Source organism: Saccharothrix texasensis (assembly GCF_003752005.1).
GTDB lineage: Bacteria > Actinomycetota > Actinomycetes > Mycobacteriales > Pseudonocardiaceae > Actinosynnema > Actinosynnema texasense.
Genome location: NZ_RJKM01000001.1, coordinates 6,109,098 through 6,125,266, shown reverse-complemented (window position 1 = coordinate 6,125,266; position 16,169 = coordinate 6,109,098). Strand labels below are relative to the sequence as shown.

Genomic DNA, 16,169 nt, shown 5'->3' with positions numbered 1-16,169 from the left:
ACACCCGGCAAGACGCCCCGGCCGCGGGAAAGGTTCTCACCGACGAGTGACCTGGGTCACATCAATACCAGGTGTTCTGGTCCTTGGCGGCGCTCACGTCGGCTTCGGCGGTGGCCCGGTGCGCCAGGGCCGCCACCGCCTCCTCCAGCTCCCGCCGCACGTCACCGGTGTCGTCGGTCTCGACGGCGATCACCACCTCGCTGTGGCCCGCGCCGTCGTCGACGACGTTCAGCTCCCCCCGGTAGCCGCCCTCCTCCCAGGAGACGCGGCGGCGGTCGTGGTCGATGCGCGGGGTCGCGCCGGACAACCCGGGCAGGTGCTGGGGCAGGCTCTGCGGGCGGGCGAGGAACTCGAACAGCTCCCGCGCGGCCATCTCGACCGGCGCCCGGTACTCGTAGCTGGTCATGGCCACGGGTACCCGGTCAGGCCGGGCTCATGACGATGTCGAACAGGTCGCGCAACGAGTCGTTCGACCTGATCAGGCTCTGCTCGCACGCGTCGATGAACGCGACCCGGTCCAGCGCGTGCACGGCGACCCGCCAGCCCGCCTCGCGCGCCGGCTGGCGGAAGAACGCCCGCTGCGCGCGCCCGTTGCCCTCGCGGAACGGGTGCACGGCGTTGACCTCGGCGAAGTAGTGCGTGAACCGGTCGAGGAACGCGTCACGGGGCAGCCCGCGCAGGTAGCGCTCCTTCTTCAGGTCGTCGAACACGCCGGCCGAGCAGGGCTCGATCCGCCGCCACGCGGCGAACGACGCGGACTTGGCGATGTCGACCCGCCGGACCTCGCCGGCCCACGGGTGGAAGTCGCCGAAGATGCGGTGGTGGAAGGCACGCAGGTGGGCCAGGTCGTACAGGCCGGGCAAGGGTGACAGGGCGAACTGCTCGACGCGCATCGTGCTCAGCCGCGTCTCGGCGACGGCGCACTCCAGCGGGTCCGTCAGGCCCAGGTCGTTGCGCAGCACCCCGGACGCCGGGTCCAGGCAGGGGTCTTCGTCCACTACCGGCGCAGCGCCTCGATCTCCCGCGCGATCGCCTCGTCCGCGGTCAGCTCGCCCGCCGCGACGGCCCGCATGGTGGCCACCACGTCGTCCGGGACGGCCAGGCCCTCCAACCGGGCGCTGCCGACGGCCTCCTCGACGGCCTCCTCGGGGCCGCTGGTCAACCGGCGGAAGTAGCGGGCCATCACCTCGTGCGACAGCGGCGCGCTGCTCGGCTGGGACTCGGCCAGCTCGCCCCGGGCGGCCCGCCACGGTTCCTCGTCGTGCGCCATGTCGCTCAGCTCGTGCCTGCTGAAGTGCGCGTACCGCTCGACCACGGAGCCGACGACCGCGCGTTCCGGCTCGGTGAGCCGGCGCGGGTCGCCCTCTTCCCACGCGCCGACCTCGGAGCGGCCTTCGTGGCGGACGTAGACCTCGGGCACCACGGGACCTCGCCGCCACGCCTCGATCCGGGCGTCGAACAGGGGCTCGCCGTGCTCGGCCAGGTACCACGCCTGGGCGTAGTAGAGGAGCTTCTGAAGCTTCATCGGCGACTCGGGCCCGGTGGCGTCGAGAACGGCCGCGGCCACGTCGTGGACGTCCGCCATGCCACCTCCAGCGAGTGCTCTGAGCTGCGACTACTCAGTCTGCCGGAGATCGTGGCGCCGAGGGCCGCGCCGGTCGCGCAGCCTGGTCAGGGCCAACGCGGTCGCCCCGGAGAGGAGGAGCAGGCCGCCGAGCGCCGACAGGCCCCGGACCGGGGCGCCGGTGACGGCCAGGTCGTCGTCCGGGTGGACGGCCGCCGGGTGGCTCGTGGTCCCGGGGGTGGGGGCCGCGGTCGTGGTCGGTCCGGTGGCGGTCGGTCCGGTGGTGCCCGCGGTGGTGGTCGTGGTCGTCGTCGGCTCGGTGGTGGTCGGCTCGGTGGTGGTCGGCTCGGTGGTGGTCGGCTCGGTGGTGGTCGTGGGAGTGGTCGCGCAGTCGGTGAGGACGTCGGCGAAGGGCGCGCTGTGGATCTCGCCGCCGCTGCCGCTCGTCGCGCCGCCCTGCACGAGGGACTTCACGATCACCGCGCCCTCGACGTTGGCCGCGCTGTCGTCGACCAGGGTGGCGTTCGGCGCGTAGACGGTGCCCCACACGGTGCCCGAGTCGGGCGGGAGCGTGATGGTGCCGGAGGTGGTGAAGTTCCACAGCACGTGCCGCGACGGGTCGGTGCCCTGCCAGCTCACGTTCGGCACCGGCCAGGTGTAGTCGCCGGTCACGTCGACGTTGACGATCAACCAGGCCTCGTCGCCGGGTTGCAGCGCGCCGGCGAGCGGGTTGACGGTGTCGAGCGCGGCCATCCGCGCGGCGTCGAGGGTGAGCACGTTCTGGCCCGGTCGCAGGCCGATCGTGGCGACGGGGTCGGTGCCGTTCCACGGTTCCCCGCCGTTCTGGTCCCTCAACGTCACGGTCGACGCGCACGCCGACATGTCCGCGTTGATCTGCCGGTAGAGCGCGAACAACGAGGCGAAGTCGAAGCCGCTCGGGCCGCCGACCGACTCGGCGGGCTGCGAGGTCTGGACCGCCAGGGCCGGTCGGGTGTTCACGTCGCCACCGGTGGGCACGACGAACGTCACCCCGCCCGAGGGCAGCACGGTCGCGTTGCCCAGCTCGCCGACCTTGGCGTAGGACTGGTTGAGGACGCTGAGCGTGCCCGTGCCGCTCCGGTCGAAGTCGAGGCCGCCGCCGACGACGAAGCTGGTCGGCCGGTCGTCACCGGGCAGGGTGTACGTGCCGGGGTTGTTGGGGCCCGCGTTGTACAGCCGGAACCTGACGTCGCCGCCGATGGCCATCGGCCCCTCGGTCTCGTTCTCGTACAGCGCCGCGTCGCCCTCCACCAGCACGAGGAACCCGTGGCTCGGGTCGGCGTGGACGTCGTCCGGCGCGACCGGCCGCACGGGGTTCACCGCCGCGAGCCTCGGCTGGGCGCCCGGCGCCCACCCGATCGCGAGGACGGCGACGGCGACCGCCAGACCGACGGCTCCGCTGCGGCTGATCTGCATGTCCGGCTCCCGTGGAGGTCGACTCCCTCCCCGCAGCCAACGTCACGGCGCCCGCTTCAGCGCGCCGACGAGCCGAGGTTTCACCCGCCAGTGTGACCACCCGCGTGTCCTGCGTTCAGCACGCGCGTGTCCTACGTCCAGGACCCCCGAGTTGAACGCCCACGACGAACGGTTCACTAGTTCGTGAACCAGCCCAACCGGCCGTCCGTCGTCACCAGCGGTTCGCAGTGACCGAGCCGGCCGCGGTGCTCCAGGGCCGTGGCGACCTGGTCCAGCATCTCGTCCAGGCTCGTCCACTCCGGTTTGAGCATCTCCCCCGCCTCGCGGTCCCACTCGACCACGCACCCCGACAGCACGCCCGGCCGCAGGTCGACCGCCAGCGCGTCACCGCACCCGTCGAACGCGATCGGCAGCCACATCGGGTGGAACCCGGTCGTCGGCGTGCCCGCCTCGGTGTCGAGGTCCGCGGGCCAGAACCGCTCCTTCAACCGCCACGAGCGCAACGCGTTGGACGGACCGAGCGGCGTGTAGAACGGCGGCAGCACCTCGGCGAACGCCAAGTCGGCGGTGCCGCCGCACACGGCCCACCACGCGCGCAGGTCGGCGGGCGGCTCGAGGCCGCTCGCGACCGCCAACGCCTCGACCGCGGCGCCGTCCTCGGGGGGCACGAACGCCGATCCGGTCAAGGGGGCGTGGTGGTCAAGCCACGCCACTATCCGTTCCCAATGGCGTAAAACACCCACACACACATGATCAGGTGACGACAACACCGGTGGTACCGCTCATCGGGGCAGGATCTCGCCGAACGCCGCACAACCCGCCGGCGGATGGGGCAGGATCGCGGTCGCACGGCACCAGAAGGGGGACGATGGTGGAACGGGGTTTCGGCGTCGACACCGCGGCGCTGGCGGCGTACGGCGGCACGGCGGCCGGTCTGGCGGGCGAGGTCGGCGAGGTGGGCACGTCCACGTTGGCGGGCACGACGTCGCTGGCCGCGGGCAGCTTCGGCGCGCTCGGCGACGAGGTGGGTCTCGGCGCGGCCTTCCAGCAGGCGGCACAGGCCCAAGTGGACGGTGTGGCGGCCGCCTCGGCGGGGCTGTCGGCGTTCGCCTCGGAGGTCGCGAAGACCGGTCGGGCGTACACCGAGCAGGAGGCGCGCACCAGCGCCGACCTCGACCGGGCCGCGCAGGTCTGACGTGGACGTAGGCGGCTTCCTGGCGGCTCTGGTCCAGCCGATGAAGGACCACTTGGCCAAGCTGGAGGGCGACACCGGTGGTGCGACGGCCGCGGCCGAGTCGTTCGGCCGGGCGTCCTCGGCGCTGACCGAGCTCGACGGCAGGCACACGGGCGCGGCGAACGCCGCGATGAGCGAGTGGTACGGCGAGAAGGCGAACGCGTTCCAGACGCGCGTCGCCGCGTTCTCCGGTGGCGTCGGCGCGTTGGCGCGCAACGCGACGACCACCCGGCAGGCCGCCACCGCGGCGGTGGACGCGGTGACCTCCGGCAAGTCCGCGATCCAGGGCCTGATCGACGAGTTCACCGGCTGGGCGTGGCCCCGGCTGGCGGCGGCGGTCGCGGCGGGCGCGTTCGGCGGCGTCGGCGCGGTGCTCGCGGTGGCGGCGGAGGTCACCGCGAAGGCCCGCGACTACGAGGGCAAGACCGGTCAGGAGCTGGCGAAGGTCCGCACGCAGCTGACCGACGTCGTCACGCAGCTGCGCGGCTTGCCGCACCCGGACTTCGCCGGGATCGGCGACCCGCTGGGCGTGGAGAGCGGCGGCACGACGTCGACGTCGTCGGCGGGCGACACCGGCGGGCCGTCCTCTTCGTCCAACGGCGGCTCCCACGGTGGCTCCGACAGCGGGTCGGGAAGCGGGTCCGGCGGCGGTCCGGGCGGTGGGTCCGGCGGAGGCAGCGGCGGCGGAGGCGGCGGAGGTCCCACCGGGCCGCGCCTGCCGGTGGCCATCCCGCCGCAGCCCGGCACCGGCGTCGGCGTGAACCTGCCGGACGGCAGCTCCGCCGAAGCGCCCAACGAGACCGCGGCCCGCGCCGTGCGCAACGCGTTGTCCGCCCTGGGCACCCCCTACGTGTGGGGCGGCGCGAACCCGCCCCAGGGCACGGACTGCAGCGGCCTGACCCAGTGGGCGTACGGCGGCGCCGGGTTCGACATCCCGCGCCCCGCGTCGTCGCAGGCGATGGGCGCGTCCGTGCCGGCCGACCAGCTGCTGCCCGGCGACCTGGTGGTGTGGGACGGGCACGTGGCCATGGTCATCGGCAACGGGCAGATGGTGGAGGCGGGCGACCCGGTGCAGGTCAACCCGATCCGCACGAGCAACAGCGGCATGGGCTTCATGGGCTTCTACCGACCGACCGGCTGAGATGGGCTGAGGACGTGGACGAGACGCAGCGGGCGGCCCAGCGGGTCGCCGACACCGGCCGGCGGGTCGCCGAGCACGTGGCGCGCACCGGTCCGGTGCGCGGCCGGGCGTCGTCACCCGACGGCGCGGTCACGGTCGTCGCGACGCCCGGCGGACCGCCGCAGGAGGTGCGGGTCTCGCCGTCGGCGTTGAACATGGGACCGCGGGCGTTGGCGGACGAGATCCTGCGCGTGTCGGCGCGGGCGTCCCGTGACGCGGCGTCGCGCGTGCACCGGGCGCTGGAGCGCGTGGCCGACCCGGCGGCGGTGCGGGCGTTGGCCGAGATCGGCTTCGAACGCGGTCCGGACGACGACGGGTTCGACGGCGCGCACCTGGGGGAGTCCCGGTGACGCAGGAACAACGGCTCGCGGCGGCCGAAGGCCTGACCGAAGTGCTGGCCCGCACCACGGGCAGCGCCGAGCACCCCACCCGGCTGGCCCGCGCCACGGCGACCGCGTCGGGTGAGCTCAAGGCGCTCGACCTGCACCCGAACGCGTTGGCGCAGGGTCCGGACGCGGTCGGCAGGCTGGTCGTGGAGACGGCGCGGCTGGCGACGGACGCGGCGGTGCAGAAGAGCTACAACGAGTTGGCGAAGTCGTTGGGCGACGGCCTGGCGATGGCGGTGGAGGCGTTCGCCGGTCCGCCGCCGCTGCGGACGGCGCAGATCCCGCCCGTGCCCGCCGAACCGCAGGTCACGCCACCGGCGGCGCCCCGGTCGAGGACTGCCCGGCCCACCGCGCCGCCGTGGGCCGGGCAGGTCGGGAGCCGTCCCGCGGCCCGTCCCCAACCGGAGGAAACGGACGACGACGACTACTTCGCGGACCCTTTCCGTGGTCAACGGCAGTAGCGCGTGATCGACCCCGTACTCTTGCCCCCGCATCGCAAAGGGGCATGGCGTGACCGGGAGGTCGGATGGCACAGGACATCGTCCCGATCGAGCTGGGGCTCACCCAGGGTGATGTCGTCACCCTGTGGGCCCCGCGCTGGCGGGAAGAGGGCGAGGAGTGGGAAGCCTTCCTCGGCCACGAGGAGGACCTGTACGCGTTCCCCGATGCCGCGCACTTGGCGGCGTTCGTGCGCAAGGCCGAAGAGCACGACCTGACCGACCACCCGGCGTGGCACGTCGTGCCCGCGCTGTCGGTCGGTGAGCTGTCGCCGGACGACAACCACCAGTTCGACCTGGTCGGCGTGCCCGAGCTGGTCTCCGAGGAGCCCGACACCTGGGTCATCGGCGAGCTCGCCGACGTGATCTCCATCGTGCGGTCGCTGGCGGACGTCTGCGAGCTGGAGAAGGTGCACGAGATCCTCGACTCGGCGGAGGGCTTCGCGCTGCTCCCGCAGGGCACGCTGCCGTTCACCGGCCGCGAGGGTCAGGCGTTGTGGACCGAGATCTCCGAGGTCGTCGCGGAGAAGTGGGACGAGGTGCTGGACGCGATCGACGAGGTCGTGGCCACGCCGGAGGTCGACGAGACCGCGCTCAAGGCCGCGCAGGACGAACTGGCCGAGTTCGAGGAGGCCAACGCCGCCGCGGCGGCCGCCGCGGACGAGGACGAAGAGGACGGCGACGAGCCGGTCGGCTTCTGGGGCGAGGTCGGCATCGATCCGATCAAGATCATCAGTGGTGCGGGCGAGTACTACACGCTGCGCTGCTACCTGGACGACCACCCGGTCTTCCTCGGCCGCAAGGGCCGCATCGACGTGTTCGGCTCGCCGCGCGCGCTGGCCCGGTTCATCGTCGAGGCCGACGACAACGACCTGGCCGAGGTGTCGACCTGGGGCGAGCTGGTCACCAAGGCCACCGGCGGCGACCTGGACGTCGAGGTCGACCCGGACAACGTCTACGTGCTCACCGGCCTGGACGAGGACATCGCCGACGGCCCGGACGCGATCGACCCGACGCAGCTCGACCTCGTGGTCGAACTGCTGGAGGACGCGGGCGAGTGGGCCAACGACGACACCGTGAAGGTGGCGTTGAACCAGTCCGAGCGGCTGGGGTGGCTGGTGTCCTACGTGCTCAAGCCGGACCCGACGCGACTGGCGCCCAGCGCGCCGTTCGACGACGAGCAGGTGGCGTGGCGGACGCTCGTGGCGGCGTTCGAGGACCGGCTCAAGGTGCACTAGAGCACGCTGAAGAGCGGTGCTGAGCAGCAGAGGTCGCGGGCAGCCATCGGAGCCCGCGACCTCTGCTTCGTGCGGTCCGCGTTACTTGGCCAGCGCGGCGTACGCCGGCTCGATCACGTCCTGGATCAGCGCGCGGCGCTCGTCGTGCGAGATGAACGCGGCCTTGGCGGCGTTGACGGTGAACTTGCGCAGGTCCTCCCAGCCGAAGCCGAACTGCTCGACCACGGTGGCGAACTCGCCGGTCATCGACACGTCGCTCATCAGGCGGTTGTCGGTGTTCACGGTGACCCGGAAGCCGAGGTCGGCCATCCGCTTGATCGGGTGCTCGGCCAGCGACGCCACCGCGCCGGTGTGCACGTTCGACGTCGGGCACATCTCCAGCGCGATGCGCCGGTCGCGCACGTAGGCGGCCAGCAGGCCGACCTCGTCGCCCTGGATGTCCTCGGCCAGCCGCACGCCGTGGCCCAGCCGCTCCGCGCCCGCGAGCTGCACGGCCTCCCACGCCGACTCCGCGCCGGAGGCCTCGGCCGCGTGGATGGTGAAGTGCGCGTTCTGCTGCCGCAGGTACTCGAACGCGGACAGCTCCTTGCTCGGCGGGAACCCGGCCTCGGGGCCCGCGATGTCGAAGCCGACGACGCCCGCGTCCCGGTAGCGGACGACCAGGTCGGCGATGCGCTGCCAGCCGTCGTTCTGGCGCATCGCGCACAGCAGCGTGCCGACCCTGATGCGGCCGCCGGACGCGGCCTCGCCCTGGCGGAAGCCCTCCTGCACCGCCTCGACCGCCTGCTCCATGCTCAGGCCCTTGTCGGTGAACAGCTCGGGCGCGTAGCGGATCTCGGCGTAGACGACACCGTCGGCGGCGAGGTCCTGCACGGCCTCGGAGGCGACGCGCACCAGCGAGGACTCGTCCTGCATGACGCCGCACGTGTGCGCGAAGCCCTCCAGGTAGCGGACCAGCGAGCCGGAGTTGGCGTTGTCGCGGAACCACGCGCCCAGCGCGACCGGGTCCGTGGTGGGCAAGCCCTGGTGGCCGCAGGCCTCGGCGAGTTCGATCACCGTCTGCGGGCGGAGGCCACCGTCGAGGTGGTCGTGCAGGAGCACCTTCGGCGCGCGGCGAAGGTCTTCCTGGGTCAGCGGGGTCGGCATGGGCGTCACCGTATACCGGTGACACGCCGTGTCGTTCCGGTCCGCGTTGATCATCAACCGGTATGATCACCCCGGCGTTACCGGGTGTGTTCATAACCACTCGATCAGGTGCCGCTTTCGCTGCACTGAACCTGTTGTGCACTCGTGATGCAGAACTTTCCGCTACCGCTGACCGGGCTTTAGTCACTCACACGGCGGATGCTTACCGGGAGCAGTCACAAGCACGCTGCCGGTTACCTTGGGGTAAGGTCGGCGACGGTCACTCCAACGGAGTACACGCTAGGTCGATCCAGGCGGTCCCGGTCGGGGGGCGCTACTGCCCACCGCCCCAACCTGGTTAGGCTCCCGGAGGTCTCCCCTCCCCTGGACGAAGGCACCCGAGCCGTGAACGAGAACAACAACTCCACGATGTCCTTCGATCGGATGCGCAACATGCTCACGCGCGCCGCGGAGATCCGTGAGAGCGAACAGCAGCAGATCTTCGACGCACTGGACGAGATCCACGCGCGGATGTCCCCGCTCGAGTCGCTGGGTTCCGTTCGCAAGCGCCTGTCCGAGCTGCCCGACCGGACCGAGGTCAGCGTGCTGGCCGAGCGGCTGGACGAGGCGCTGGCCAAGCTGGAGGCGCAGGACAACGCGGTGCAGGGCATCGGCCGGGCCGTCGAGGGCCTGGTCGACAAGCTCGCCAAGCCGTTCGCGCAGCTCGACGGTCGGCTCGACGGGGTGACGGGCCGGTTCGAGGGTGTCGCCGGGCGGATGGACGGCCTGGAGGACAAGCTCTCCCACATCCACAAGCGCCTCGACGACCTCGACGGCCACCTGGACAAGCAGGACGGCAAGGTCGAGCAGGTGCCGGGCGCGGTGACCGGGCCGTTGCGGGAGCGGATCGAGGCGTTGGAGGCCGCGCTGCGCGGTCGCCTGGACGAGGTCGACGAGGGCGTGCACGAGCACCTCGACGGCACGCGCGAGGCGTTGCAGCGGTCCGTCACGGAGTCGGCGAACGGCCTGAACGGCAAGCTGGACGAGGCCCGGGACAACCTCACCAGCACCCGGGACGGGCTGCACGCGTCGTTGACCGAGACGCGCGAGTCGCTCGTGGCGTCGTTGGCGGACACGCGCAGCACGATGACGGGCAAGCTGGACGAGGCCCGCGAGGCGCTGCACGCGGCGCTGGACGAGACGCGCGACCAGGTCGACGCGACGGACCGGCTGGAGGCGCTGGCGCAGCGCCTGGAGCAGGTGACGTCCCGGCTCGACACCATGGCGACCCGGCTCGACTCGGTGGAGGACGACTTCGCGTCGCGGCTCGGCGAGCTGTCCGGCGTGGTGGAGCAGGGCATCGCCAAGGTCGAGGGCACGCTGTCGACCCGGCCCGACGCCGACTCGCTGGCAGGCCTGGTGCGCAAGAGCAACCAGGAGTCGGAGCTGCGCATCGGCGGCCAGCTGGACGAGGCGATGGCGACCTTCGCCGAGCTGATCCTCGGCGGCGGCTCCCCGACCCCGCCCCCGCCGCCCACCGCCCTGCCGCGGCCCCAGCGGCGGACCCGGAAGAACGGGACCAAGCCCGGCGAGAACCGGAACCTGGACGACGACGACCTGACCGCCGAGGGCGCCTGACCGTGCTGCCCGACGAGGCCCGGTCCGCATCGAGCGGACCGGGCCTCGTCTCGTGCGTGGCGCGCTCGGTCGTCGGCGCTGACAAGGCCCGGTCCGCTTGACGCGGGTCCGGGCCTTGTCGTCGTGCGGCGCTCAGCCCCGGATCGTGTCGATGATCAGGGGTGTCGCGGCAGGTGCGGCGGGACCGATGTCGTAGCCGCCGGACAGCGAGTCCAGGGCGGCGGGGATGGCGTCCGGGGTGTCGGTGCGCAGCAGCAGGAGCGGTTGGCCCTCGGCCAGCCGGTCGCCCGGCTTGGCCAGGCACAGGATGCCGGCGCCCGGTTGGACCGGGTCCTCCTTGCGGGCGCGGCCGGCGCCCAGGCGCCAGGCCGCGACGCCCACGGCGTAGGCGTCCAGCTTGGTCAGGTAGCCGTCCGCAGGTGCCGTGACGACGTGCTCGTGGCGGGCGAGCGGGAGCGGGGCGTCCGGGTCGCCGCCCTGGGCCCTGATCATCCTGGCCCACGTCTCGTAGGCCTCGCCGGAGGCCAGGACCTCGCGCGGTGACGCGGAGATGCCCGCGCGGGACAGCATCTCCTCGGCCAGGGCGACGGTCAGGTCCACGACGTCGGACGGGCCGCCGCCGCGCAGGACCTCGATCGACTCGGCGACCTCGACCGCGTTGCCCACGGCACGGCCCAGTGGCACGGACATGTCGGTCAGCAGGGCCGACACGCGCAGTCCGTGGTCGACGCCGATCGACACCAGCGCCGTGGCCAGCGCACGGGCCTGGTCGAGGGACTTCATGAACGCGCCGGAGCCGACCTTGACGTCCAGGACCAGCGCCTCGGCGCCCTCGGCGATCTTCTTCGACATGATGGACGAGGCGATCAGCGGGATCGCCTCGACGGTCCCGGTCACGTCGCGCAGCGCGTACAGCTTCTTGTCGGCCGGGGCGAGGCCGGAGGTCGCGGCGCAGATGACGGCGCCCACCGAGCGCAGTTGCGCGACGACCTCGTCGACCGAGAGCTGCGCCCGCCAGCCGGGGATGGCTTCGAGCTTGTCGAGCGTGCCGCCGGTGTGGCCGAGGCCGCGGCCGGAGAGCTGGGGCACGGCGGCGCCGCAGGCGGCGACCAGGGGCGCGAGGGGCAGGGTGATCTTGTCGCCCACCCCGCCCGTGGAGTGCTTGTCCACGGTGGGGCGGCCGACGTCCAGCGTCAGCTTCTCCCCGGAGTTGATCATGGCGTGGGTCCACCGGGCGGTCTCGGCGGAATCCATGCCGTTCAGGAAGATCGCCATGGCCAGCGCCGACATCTGCTCGTCGGCCACCACGCCCCGGGTGTAGGCGTCCACGACCCAGTCGATCTGGGCGTCGGTCAGGCGGTCGCCGTCGCGCTTGGCCCGGATCACGTCGACAGCGGTGTGGGTCATGGCAGGTCCTCCGGGCCGAACGCGTCGGGCAGCACCCTGCTCATCGGCAGCACCCCGGACGGGGTGTCGATCAGGCACGGCGCGCCGCCCAGCTCGTAGATCACCTGACGGCACCGGCCGCACGGCATCAGCAGCTCACCCGTGCCGCTGCGGCACGCGAGGGCGACGAGCTTGCCGCCGCCGCTGAGCACGAACTGGCCAGCCAACGTGCACTCGGCGCACAGGCCCACGCCGTAGGCGGCGTTCTCCACGTTGCAGCCGACCACGATACGGCCGTCGTCGCACAGGGCCGCCGCGCCCACCTGGAGCCCGGAGTAGGGGCAGTAGGCGGACTGCGCGGCCTCGACGGCACGGGTCCGCAGGACGTCCCAGTCGAGGTCAACCACGGCGGTACACCACCCCGTCCGCCGCGGGCATGCGCAATCGCTGGGAGGCGACCGCGAGGACGACCAGCGTCACCAGGTGGGGCGCGTAGGTGGTCAGCTCGCTCGGCACCTCGTCCACCGAGTAGTACACGGCGTAGAGCAGGCCGGCGGCCAGGATGCCGAACGCGGCGGCGAACCAGCGGCGGCGGACCAGCTGCCAGATGACGATCACCACGAGCAGCAGCACCGCGCCGTAGATCAGCGCGAGGAACGTCTTGCCGCCCGACCGCAGCTGCAACCCGTCGGCGTAGCCGAACAGGGCCGCGCCGCCGAGCAGGCCGCCGGGCCGCCAGTTGCCGAAGATCATCGCGGCGAGGCCGATGAACCCGCGGCCGTTGGTCTGGCCCTCGAGGTAGCCGGGTTGGCCGGGGTTGAGCACGAGGGCCGCGCCGCCGATGCCGGCGAGCGCGCCCGAGGAGATCACCGCGACGTACTTGTAGAGGTAGACGTTGACGCCGAGGGACTCCGCGGCCACCGGGTTCTCGCCGCACGACCGCAGCCGCAGGCCGAACCGGGTCCGCCACAGCACCAGGTAGCTGCCGATCACCAGCAGGATCGCCAGCATGGTCAACGGGGACACGCCGGTGACGAGGCCGCGCAGGATGCCGGCGACGTCGGACAGGCCCACTCGCTGCTGCGCCTCGAGCTCGCCCAGCCACTCGGACAGCCCGGACGCGGAGTAGGTGTCGAACTTCGGCACGGCGGGCGACTCGCGCGGGTTGTTCGACAGCGGGAAGAAGATCAGCGTGGAGAGGTACTTGGTCAGGCCCGCGCCGAGCAGGTTGATCGCCACACCGGACACGATGTGGTTGACCCCGAACGTCACCGTGGCGATGGCGTGCAGGAGACCGCCCAGCGCGCCGAACACGGCCGCCGACACCAGCGCCGCCCACGGGCCCCACTGGTAGCCGGCCCACGCCGCACCCCACGTGCCCATGATCATCATGCCTTCGAGGCCGATGTTCACCACGCCCGCGCGTTCCGCCCACAGGCCGCCGAGGGCCGCCAGGAGGATCGGCAGCGCCAACCGCACCGCGGTCTGGATGGTGCCGGTGGACGTCAGCTGCGGCACACCCGTCAGGTACGACGTGGTGGACAGCAGCACGACCGCGCCCGCCACGCCCAGCGCGCCGACGGCCCAGCCGGGGATCCGCCGCGCCTTGCGCGGCGGCGGGACGGTGGAAGGGGCCTCGGACGGGTTCATCAAGGAAGTGCTCATGCCGCCACCTCGCCTGCGCTCGTCGGCGCAAGAGCACTGTGCGCGGTGTCCAACGATTCGCTCGCAAACTCGCTCATGCCGCATCCACCGTTCCGAGCTGCCGGCCGACCTGCCGCTGCTGCGCGGCCAGTTCGAACCGGCGGACCACCTCGTACGCGACGACGACCGACAGCACGATCGCCCCTTGCATGATCGTCACGATCTCGCGGGGCACGCCCACGTTGTCCAGCGCCAGGCCCGACTTGTCCAGGAACGCCCACAGCAGCGCGCCGAACGCGATGCCGCCGGGGTGGTTGCGCCCGAGCAGCGCGATCGCGATGCCGGAGAAGCCGATGCCCGCCGGGAAGTTCAAGTTGTAGGTGTGGTCGCGGCCCAGGATCTCCGGCATGGAGACGAGGCCCGCGATGCCGCCCGAGAGCAGCATGGCGATCAGCACCATCTTCTTGGCGTTCACGCCACCCGCGGCGGCGGCCGTGGACGACTCGCCCGAGGCCCGCAGCTCGAAGCCGAACCGGGTGCGGTTCATCATCACCCAGTAGCCGATGCCCAGCAGCGCGGCCAGGAACACCAGGCCGAACACGGTGCCGGACGAGCCGAGCGGGATGCCGGGCACCCAGCCGCTCTCCGGGATCTCCGGCGTGCGGATGTTGTTGCCGCGCAGCTCGCCGAACACGTCCGCGCCGATCAGGTACGCGGCCAGGCCGAGCGCCAGGCCGTTCATCATGATCGTGGAGATGACCTCGTTGACACCGCGCGTCACCTTGAGGATCGCCGGGATCGCGGCCCACAGCGCGCCCGCGACGGCGGCCGTCAGGATGATCACCAGGGCGTGCAGGCCGGGTGGCAGGGCGATCGAGCCGCCGACCACGGCCGCGACGACCGCCGCGACCCGGTACTGGCCCTCGACGCCGATGTTGAACAGGTTCATCTGGAACCCGATCGCCACCGCCAGCGCCGCGATGTAGTAGGTGCCGGTGCTGTTGACGATGTCGACGGCCGTGGTGCCCTCGCCGACCTGCGCGAACATCGCCCCGAACGCCCGCAGCGGGTTCGCGCCGGACACGACCAGCGCGATACCGCACAGCAGGGCGGAGAACAGGATCGCCAGCACGGGCGGCAGCAGTTTGCCGCGCAAGATTCCCATTACTCGCCTTCCGATTCCGACGCCTGGTCGGCGGCGGCGGCGCTCGTGGCGCCGGTGCCCGCGCCGGTCATGGCGCTGCCGAGGTCTTCCGGGGTGACCGTGGCCGGGTCGGCGTCCGCGACGAGCCGGCCGCGCAGCATCACCCGGATGGTGTCGGACAGGCCGATCAGCTCGTCCAGGTCCGCCGAGATCAGCAGCACGGCGAGGCCGCGGGCGCGGGCGGCGCGGATCTCGTCCCAGATCAAGGCCTGCGCGCCGACGTCGACGCCGCGCGTGGGGTGCGACGCGATGAGCAGCACGGGGTCGCCGGACAGCTCACGGCCGACCACGAGCTTCTGCTGGTTGCCGCCGGACAGCGCGACGGCGGCCACGTCGATGCCCGGCGTCCGCACGTCGAAGTCCTCGACGATGCGCTCGGTGTCCTGCTTCGCGCCCGCGAGGTCGAGCCACTGGCCCTTCGACACGGGGCGGCGGGTCTGGTGGCCGAGGATGCGGTTGGCCCACAGCGGCTGGGTGAGCAGCAGGCCCTGGCGGTGCCGGTCCTCGGGGATGTAGCCGATGCCCGCTTCGCGGCGGGCGAGCGTGCCGAGCCTGGTGAGGTCGCGGTCGCCGAGCAGCACCCGGCCGTGGTGCGCCTTGCGCATGCCCATGATCGTCTCGACCAGCTCGGTCTGCCCGTTGCCCTCGACTCCCGCGATGCCGACGATCTCGCCCGCGCGCACGACCAGGTCGATGTCGTCGAGCACGGGCCGGGTGCCCTCCGCCGCGACCAGGCCCAGGTTCTCCACCTGGAGCACGACGCGGTCGGTGACGGTCGACTCGCGCGTCTCCGGGCTGGGCAGCTCGCTGCCGACCATCATCTCGGCCAGCTGGCGCGAGCTGACGGCCTTCGGGTCGGCGGTGCCGACGGTGGTGCCGCGGCGGATGATCGTGACGGAGTCGGCGATCGAGCGGACCTCGTCGAGCTTGTGCGAGATGAACAGGAACGTGAACCCCTGCCGCTGCATGCCGCGCAGGGTGGCGAACAGCTCGTCCACCTCCTGCGGCACGAGCACCGCGGTCGGCTCGTCCAGGATGATGACCTTGGCGCCCCGGTAGAGCACCTTGAGGATCTCGACCCGCTGCCGGTCGGCCACGCCGAGGCGTTCGACGAGCACGCCGGGGTCGACGGTCAGGCCGGTGGCCTCGGCCAGCTCCAGGATCCGCTTGCGCGCCCTGCCGCCGATGCCGTGCAGCGATTCCGCGCCGAGGACGACGTTCTCCTGCACGGTCAGGTTGTCGGCGAGCATGAAGTGCTGGTGCACCATGCCGATGCCGGCCTTGATCGCGTCGGCGGGGGTGCGGAACCGGACCTGCTCGCCCGCCACCTCGATGGTGCCCTCGTCGGGCTGCTGCATCCCGTACAGGATCTTCATCAGGGTGGACTTGCCGGCGCCGTTCTCGCCGCACAGCGCGTGCACCTCGCCGACCTGCACGCTGAGGTGGACGTCGCTGTTGGCGACGACACCCGGGAAGCGCTTGGTGATGCCCGACAGGACGACGGCAGGGGTTGTGACGCTCATGGAAGCTCCGTCTGATCTCCGGCTGCGCCGGGGTTAACCACGCACTGGGCCCCGCGAGGGTGCTCGCAGGGCCCAGTGCGCCGGAGGCCGGGTGG

General features: G+C 72.3%; 17 protein-coding genes. 6 read left to right on the top strand and 11 right to left on the bottom strand.

Features of this window, described 5'->3' with window-relative positions; translation table 11 throughout:
- Nucleotides 1-61: 61 nt before the first annotated feature.
- The 5 genes from EDD40_RS27100 to EDD40_RS27080 form a co-directional block, all read right to left on the bottom strand.
- Entirely contained in the window at nucleotides 62-406 is a 345-nt protein-coding gene (locus tag EDD40_RS27100) for an SRPBCC family protein (RefSeq protein ID WP_123748304.1), read from the bottom strand.
- 16 nt (nucleotides 407-422) lie between these two features.
- Nucleotides 423-998 (bottom strand): Fic/DOC family protein, encoded by a 576-nt coding sequence (locus EDD40_RS27095; protein ID WP_123745426.1) that lies wholly within the window; start codon nucleotides 996-998, stop codon nucleotides 423-425.
- Complete coding sequence (locus EDD40_RS27090) at nucleotides 998-1,585, bottom strand: type II toxin-antitoxin system antitoxin SocA domain-containing protein (protein WP_123745425.1); 588 nt, start codon at nucleotides 1,583-1,585, stop codon at nucleotides 998-1,000. The genes EDD40_RS27095 and EDD40_RS27090 overlap by 1 nt, the downstream gene beginning before the upstream one ends.
- A 30-nt stretch (nucleotides 1,586-1,615) precedes the next feature.
- Entirely contained in the window at nucleotides 1,616-3,019 is a 1,404-nt protein-coding gene (locus EDD40_RS27085; protein WP_123745424.1) for a choice-of-anchor A family protein, read from the bottom strand.
- 176 nt (nucleotides 3,020-3,195) lie between these two features.
- Nucleotides 3,196-3,705 carry an SMI1/KNR4 family protein gene (locus tag EDD40_RS27080; RefSeq protein ID WP_170185211.1) on the bottom strand — a complete coding sequence of 170 codons (510 nt, stop codon included), beginning with the start codon at nucleotides 3,703-3,705 and terminating at the stop codon, nucleotides 3,196-3,198.
- A 182-nt stretch (nucleotides 3,706-3,887) separates the two neighbouring features.
- Between EDD40_RS27080 and EDD40_RS27075 the strand changes: the two genes are divergently transcribed.
- From EDD40_RS27075 to EDD40_RS27055, 5 genes are all read left to right on the top strand, one after another.
- A complete protein-coding gene (locus tag EDD40_RS27075; protein WP_246037829.1) occupies nucleotides 3,888-4,214 on the top strand; it encodes a hypothetical protein in 327 nt (108 codons plus the stop codon).
- 40 nt (nucleotides 4,215-4,254) lie between these two features.
- On the top strand, nucleotides 4,255-5,394 hold the full coding sequence (locus EDD40_RS27070) for a C40 family peptidase (protein WP_246037828.1): 1,140 nt from the start codon (nucleotides 4,255-4,257) through the stop codon (nucleotides 5,392-5,394).
- Between the two features lie 14 nt (nucleotides 5,395-5,408).
- Entirely contained in the window at nucleotides 5,409-5,783 is a 375-nt protein-coding gene (locus tag EDD40_RS27065) for a YbaB/EbfC family nucleoid-associated protein (protein WP_123745421.1), read from the top strand.
- Complete coding sequence (locus EDD40_RS27060; RefSeq protein ID WP_123745420.1) at nucleotides 5,780-6,280, top strand: YbaB/EbfC family nucleoid-associated protein; 501 nt, start codon at nucleotides 5,780-5,782, stop codon at nucleotides 6,278-6,280. The genes EDD40_RS27065 and EDD40_RS27060 overlap by 4 nt, the downstream gene beginning before the upstream one ends.
- A 65-nt stretch (nucleotides 6,281-6,345) precedes the next feature.
- Nucleotides 6,346-7,554: a primosomal protein gene (locus EDD40_RS27055; protein WP_123745419.1), complete on the top strand. Its 1,209-nt coding sequence runs from the start codon at nucleotides 6,346-6,348 to the stop codon at nucleotides 7,552-7,554.
- A gap of 81 nt (nucleotides 7,555-7,635) precedes the next feature.
- On the opposite strand, the gene EDD40_RS27050 is transcribed toward EDD40_RS27055, so the two are convergent.
- The gene (locus EDD40_RS27050) at nucleotides 7,636-8,700 is read right to left on the bottom strand and encodes an adenosine deaminase (protein ID WP_123745418.1); all 1,065 of its coding nucleotides are present in this window, start codon (nucleotides 8,698-8,700) and stop codon (nucleotides 7,636-7,638) included.
- A 408-nt stretch (nucleotides 8,701-9,108) separates the two neighbouring features.
- On the opposite strand from EDD40_RS27050, the gene EDD40_RS27045 reads away from it, so the two are divergent.
- Nucleotides 9,109-10,317: an apolipoprotein A1/A4/E family protein gene (locus EDD40_RS27045; RefSeq protein WP_236594526.1), complete on the top strand. Its 1,209-nt coding sequence runs from the start codon at nucleotides 9,109-9,111 to the stop codon at nucleotides 10,315-10,317.
- A gap of 132 nt (nucleotides 10,318-10,449) precedes the next feature.
- Here EDD40_RS27045 and EDD40_RS27040 read toward each other — a convergent pair whose 3' ends face one another.
- The 5 genes from EDD40_RS27040 to EDD40_RS27020 form a co-directional block, all read right to left on the bottom strand.
- Nucleotides 10,450-11,724 (bottom strand): thymidine phosphorylase, encoded by a 1,275-nt coding sequence (locus EDD40_RS27040; protein WP_123745416.1) that lies wholly within the window; start codon nucleotides 11,722-11,724, stop codon nucleotides 10,450-10,452.
- Entirely contained in the window at nucleotides 11,721-12,110 is a 390-nt protein-coding gene (locus EDD40_RS27035) for a cytidine deaminase (protein WP_123745415.1), read from the bottom strand. Before EDD40_RS27035 ends, EDD40_RS27040 begins: the two co-directional genes overlap by 4 nt.
- Nucleotides 12,103-13,368 (bottom strand): ABC transporter permease, encoded by a 1,266-nt coding sequence (locus tag EDD40_RS27030; RefSeq protein ID WP_123745414.1) that lies wholly within the window; start codon nucleotides 13,366-13,368, stop codon nucleotides 12,103-12,105. The genes EDD40_RS27035 and EDD40_RS27030 overlap by 8 nt, the downstream gene beginning before the upstream one ends.
- Nucleotides 13,369-13,441: 73 nt before the next feature.
- Nucleotides 13,442-14,512, bottom strand: a complete 1,071-nt coding sequence (locus EDD40_RS27025; protein WP_123745413.1) for an ABC transporter permease — start codon at nucleotides 14,510-14,512, stop codon at nucleotides 13,442-13,444.
- The gene (locus EDD40_RS27020; protein WP_123745412.1) at nucleotides 14,512-16,074 is read right to left on the bottom strand and encodes an ABC transporter ATP-binding protein; all 1,563 of its coding nucleotides are present in this window, start codon (nucleotides 16,072-16,074) and stop codon (nucleotides 14,512-14,514) included. The genes EDD40_RS27025 and EDD40_RS27020 overlap by 1 nt, the downstream gene beginning before the upstream one ends.
- Nucleotides 16,075-16,169: the final 95 nt, after the last annotated feature.

Coding starts and splice junctions, on each gene's coding strand:
- EDD40_RS27020 (WP_123745412.1), bottom strand. CDS start 16,074: ATGAGCGTCACAACCCCTGCCGTCGTCCTGTCGGGCATCACCAAGCGC.
- EDD40_RS27050 (WP_123745418.1), bottom strand. CDS start 8,700: ATGCCGACCCCGCTGACCCAGGAAGACCTTCGCCGCGCGCCGAAGGTG.
- EDD40_RS27030 (WP_123745414.1), bottom strand. CDS start 13,368: ATGAGCACTTCCTTGATGAACCCGTCCGAGGCCCCTTCCACCGTCCCG.
- EDD40_RS27070 (WP_246037828.1), top strand. CDS start 4,255: ATGAAGGACCACTTGGCCAAGCTGGAGGGCGACACCGGTGGTGCGACG.
- EDD40_RS27100 (WP_123748304.1), bottom strand. CDS start 406: ATGACCAGCTACGAGTACCGGGCGCCGGTCGAGATGGCCGCGCGGGAG.
- EDD40_RS27090 (WP_123745425.1), bottom strand. CDS start 1,585: ATGGCGGACGTCCACGACGTGGCCGCGGCCGTTCTCGACGCCACCGGG.
- EDD40_RS27085 (WP_123745424.1), bottom strand. CDS start 3,019: ATGCAGATCAGCCGCAGCGGAGCCGTCGGTCTGGCGGTCGCCGTCGCC.
- EDD40_RS27045 (WP_236594526.1), top strand. CDS start 9,109: ATGTCCTTCGATCGGATGCGCAACATGCTCACGCGCGCCGCGGAGATC.
- EDD40_RS27055 (WP_123745419.1), top strand. CDS start 6,346: ATGGCACAGGACATCGTCCCGATCGAGCTGGGGCTCACCCAGGGTGAT.
- EDD40_RS27075 (WP_246037829.1), top strand. CDS start 3,888: ATGGTGGAACGGGGTTTCGGCGTCGACACCGCGGCGCTGGCGGCGTAC.
- EDD40_RS27040 (WP_123745416.1), bottom strand. CDS start 11,724: ATGACCCACACCGCTGTCGACGTGATCCGGGCCAAGCGCGACGGCGAC.
- EDD40_RS27025 (WP_123745413.1), bottom strand. CDS start 14,512: ATGGGAATCTTGCGCGGCAAACTGCTGCCGCCCGTGCTGGCGATCCTG.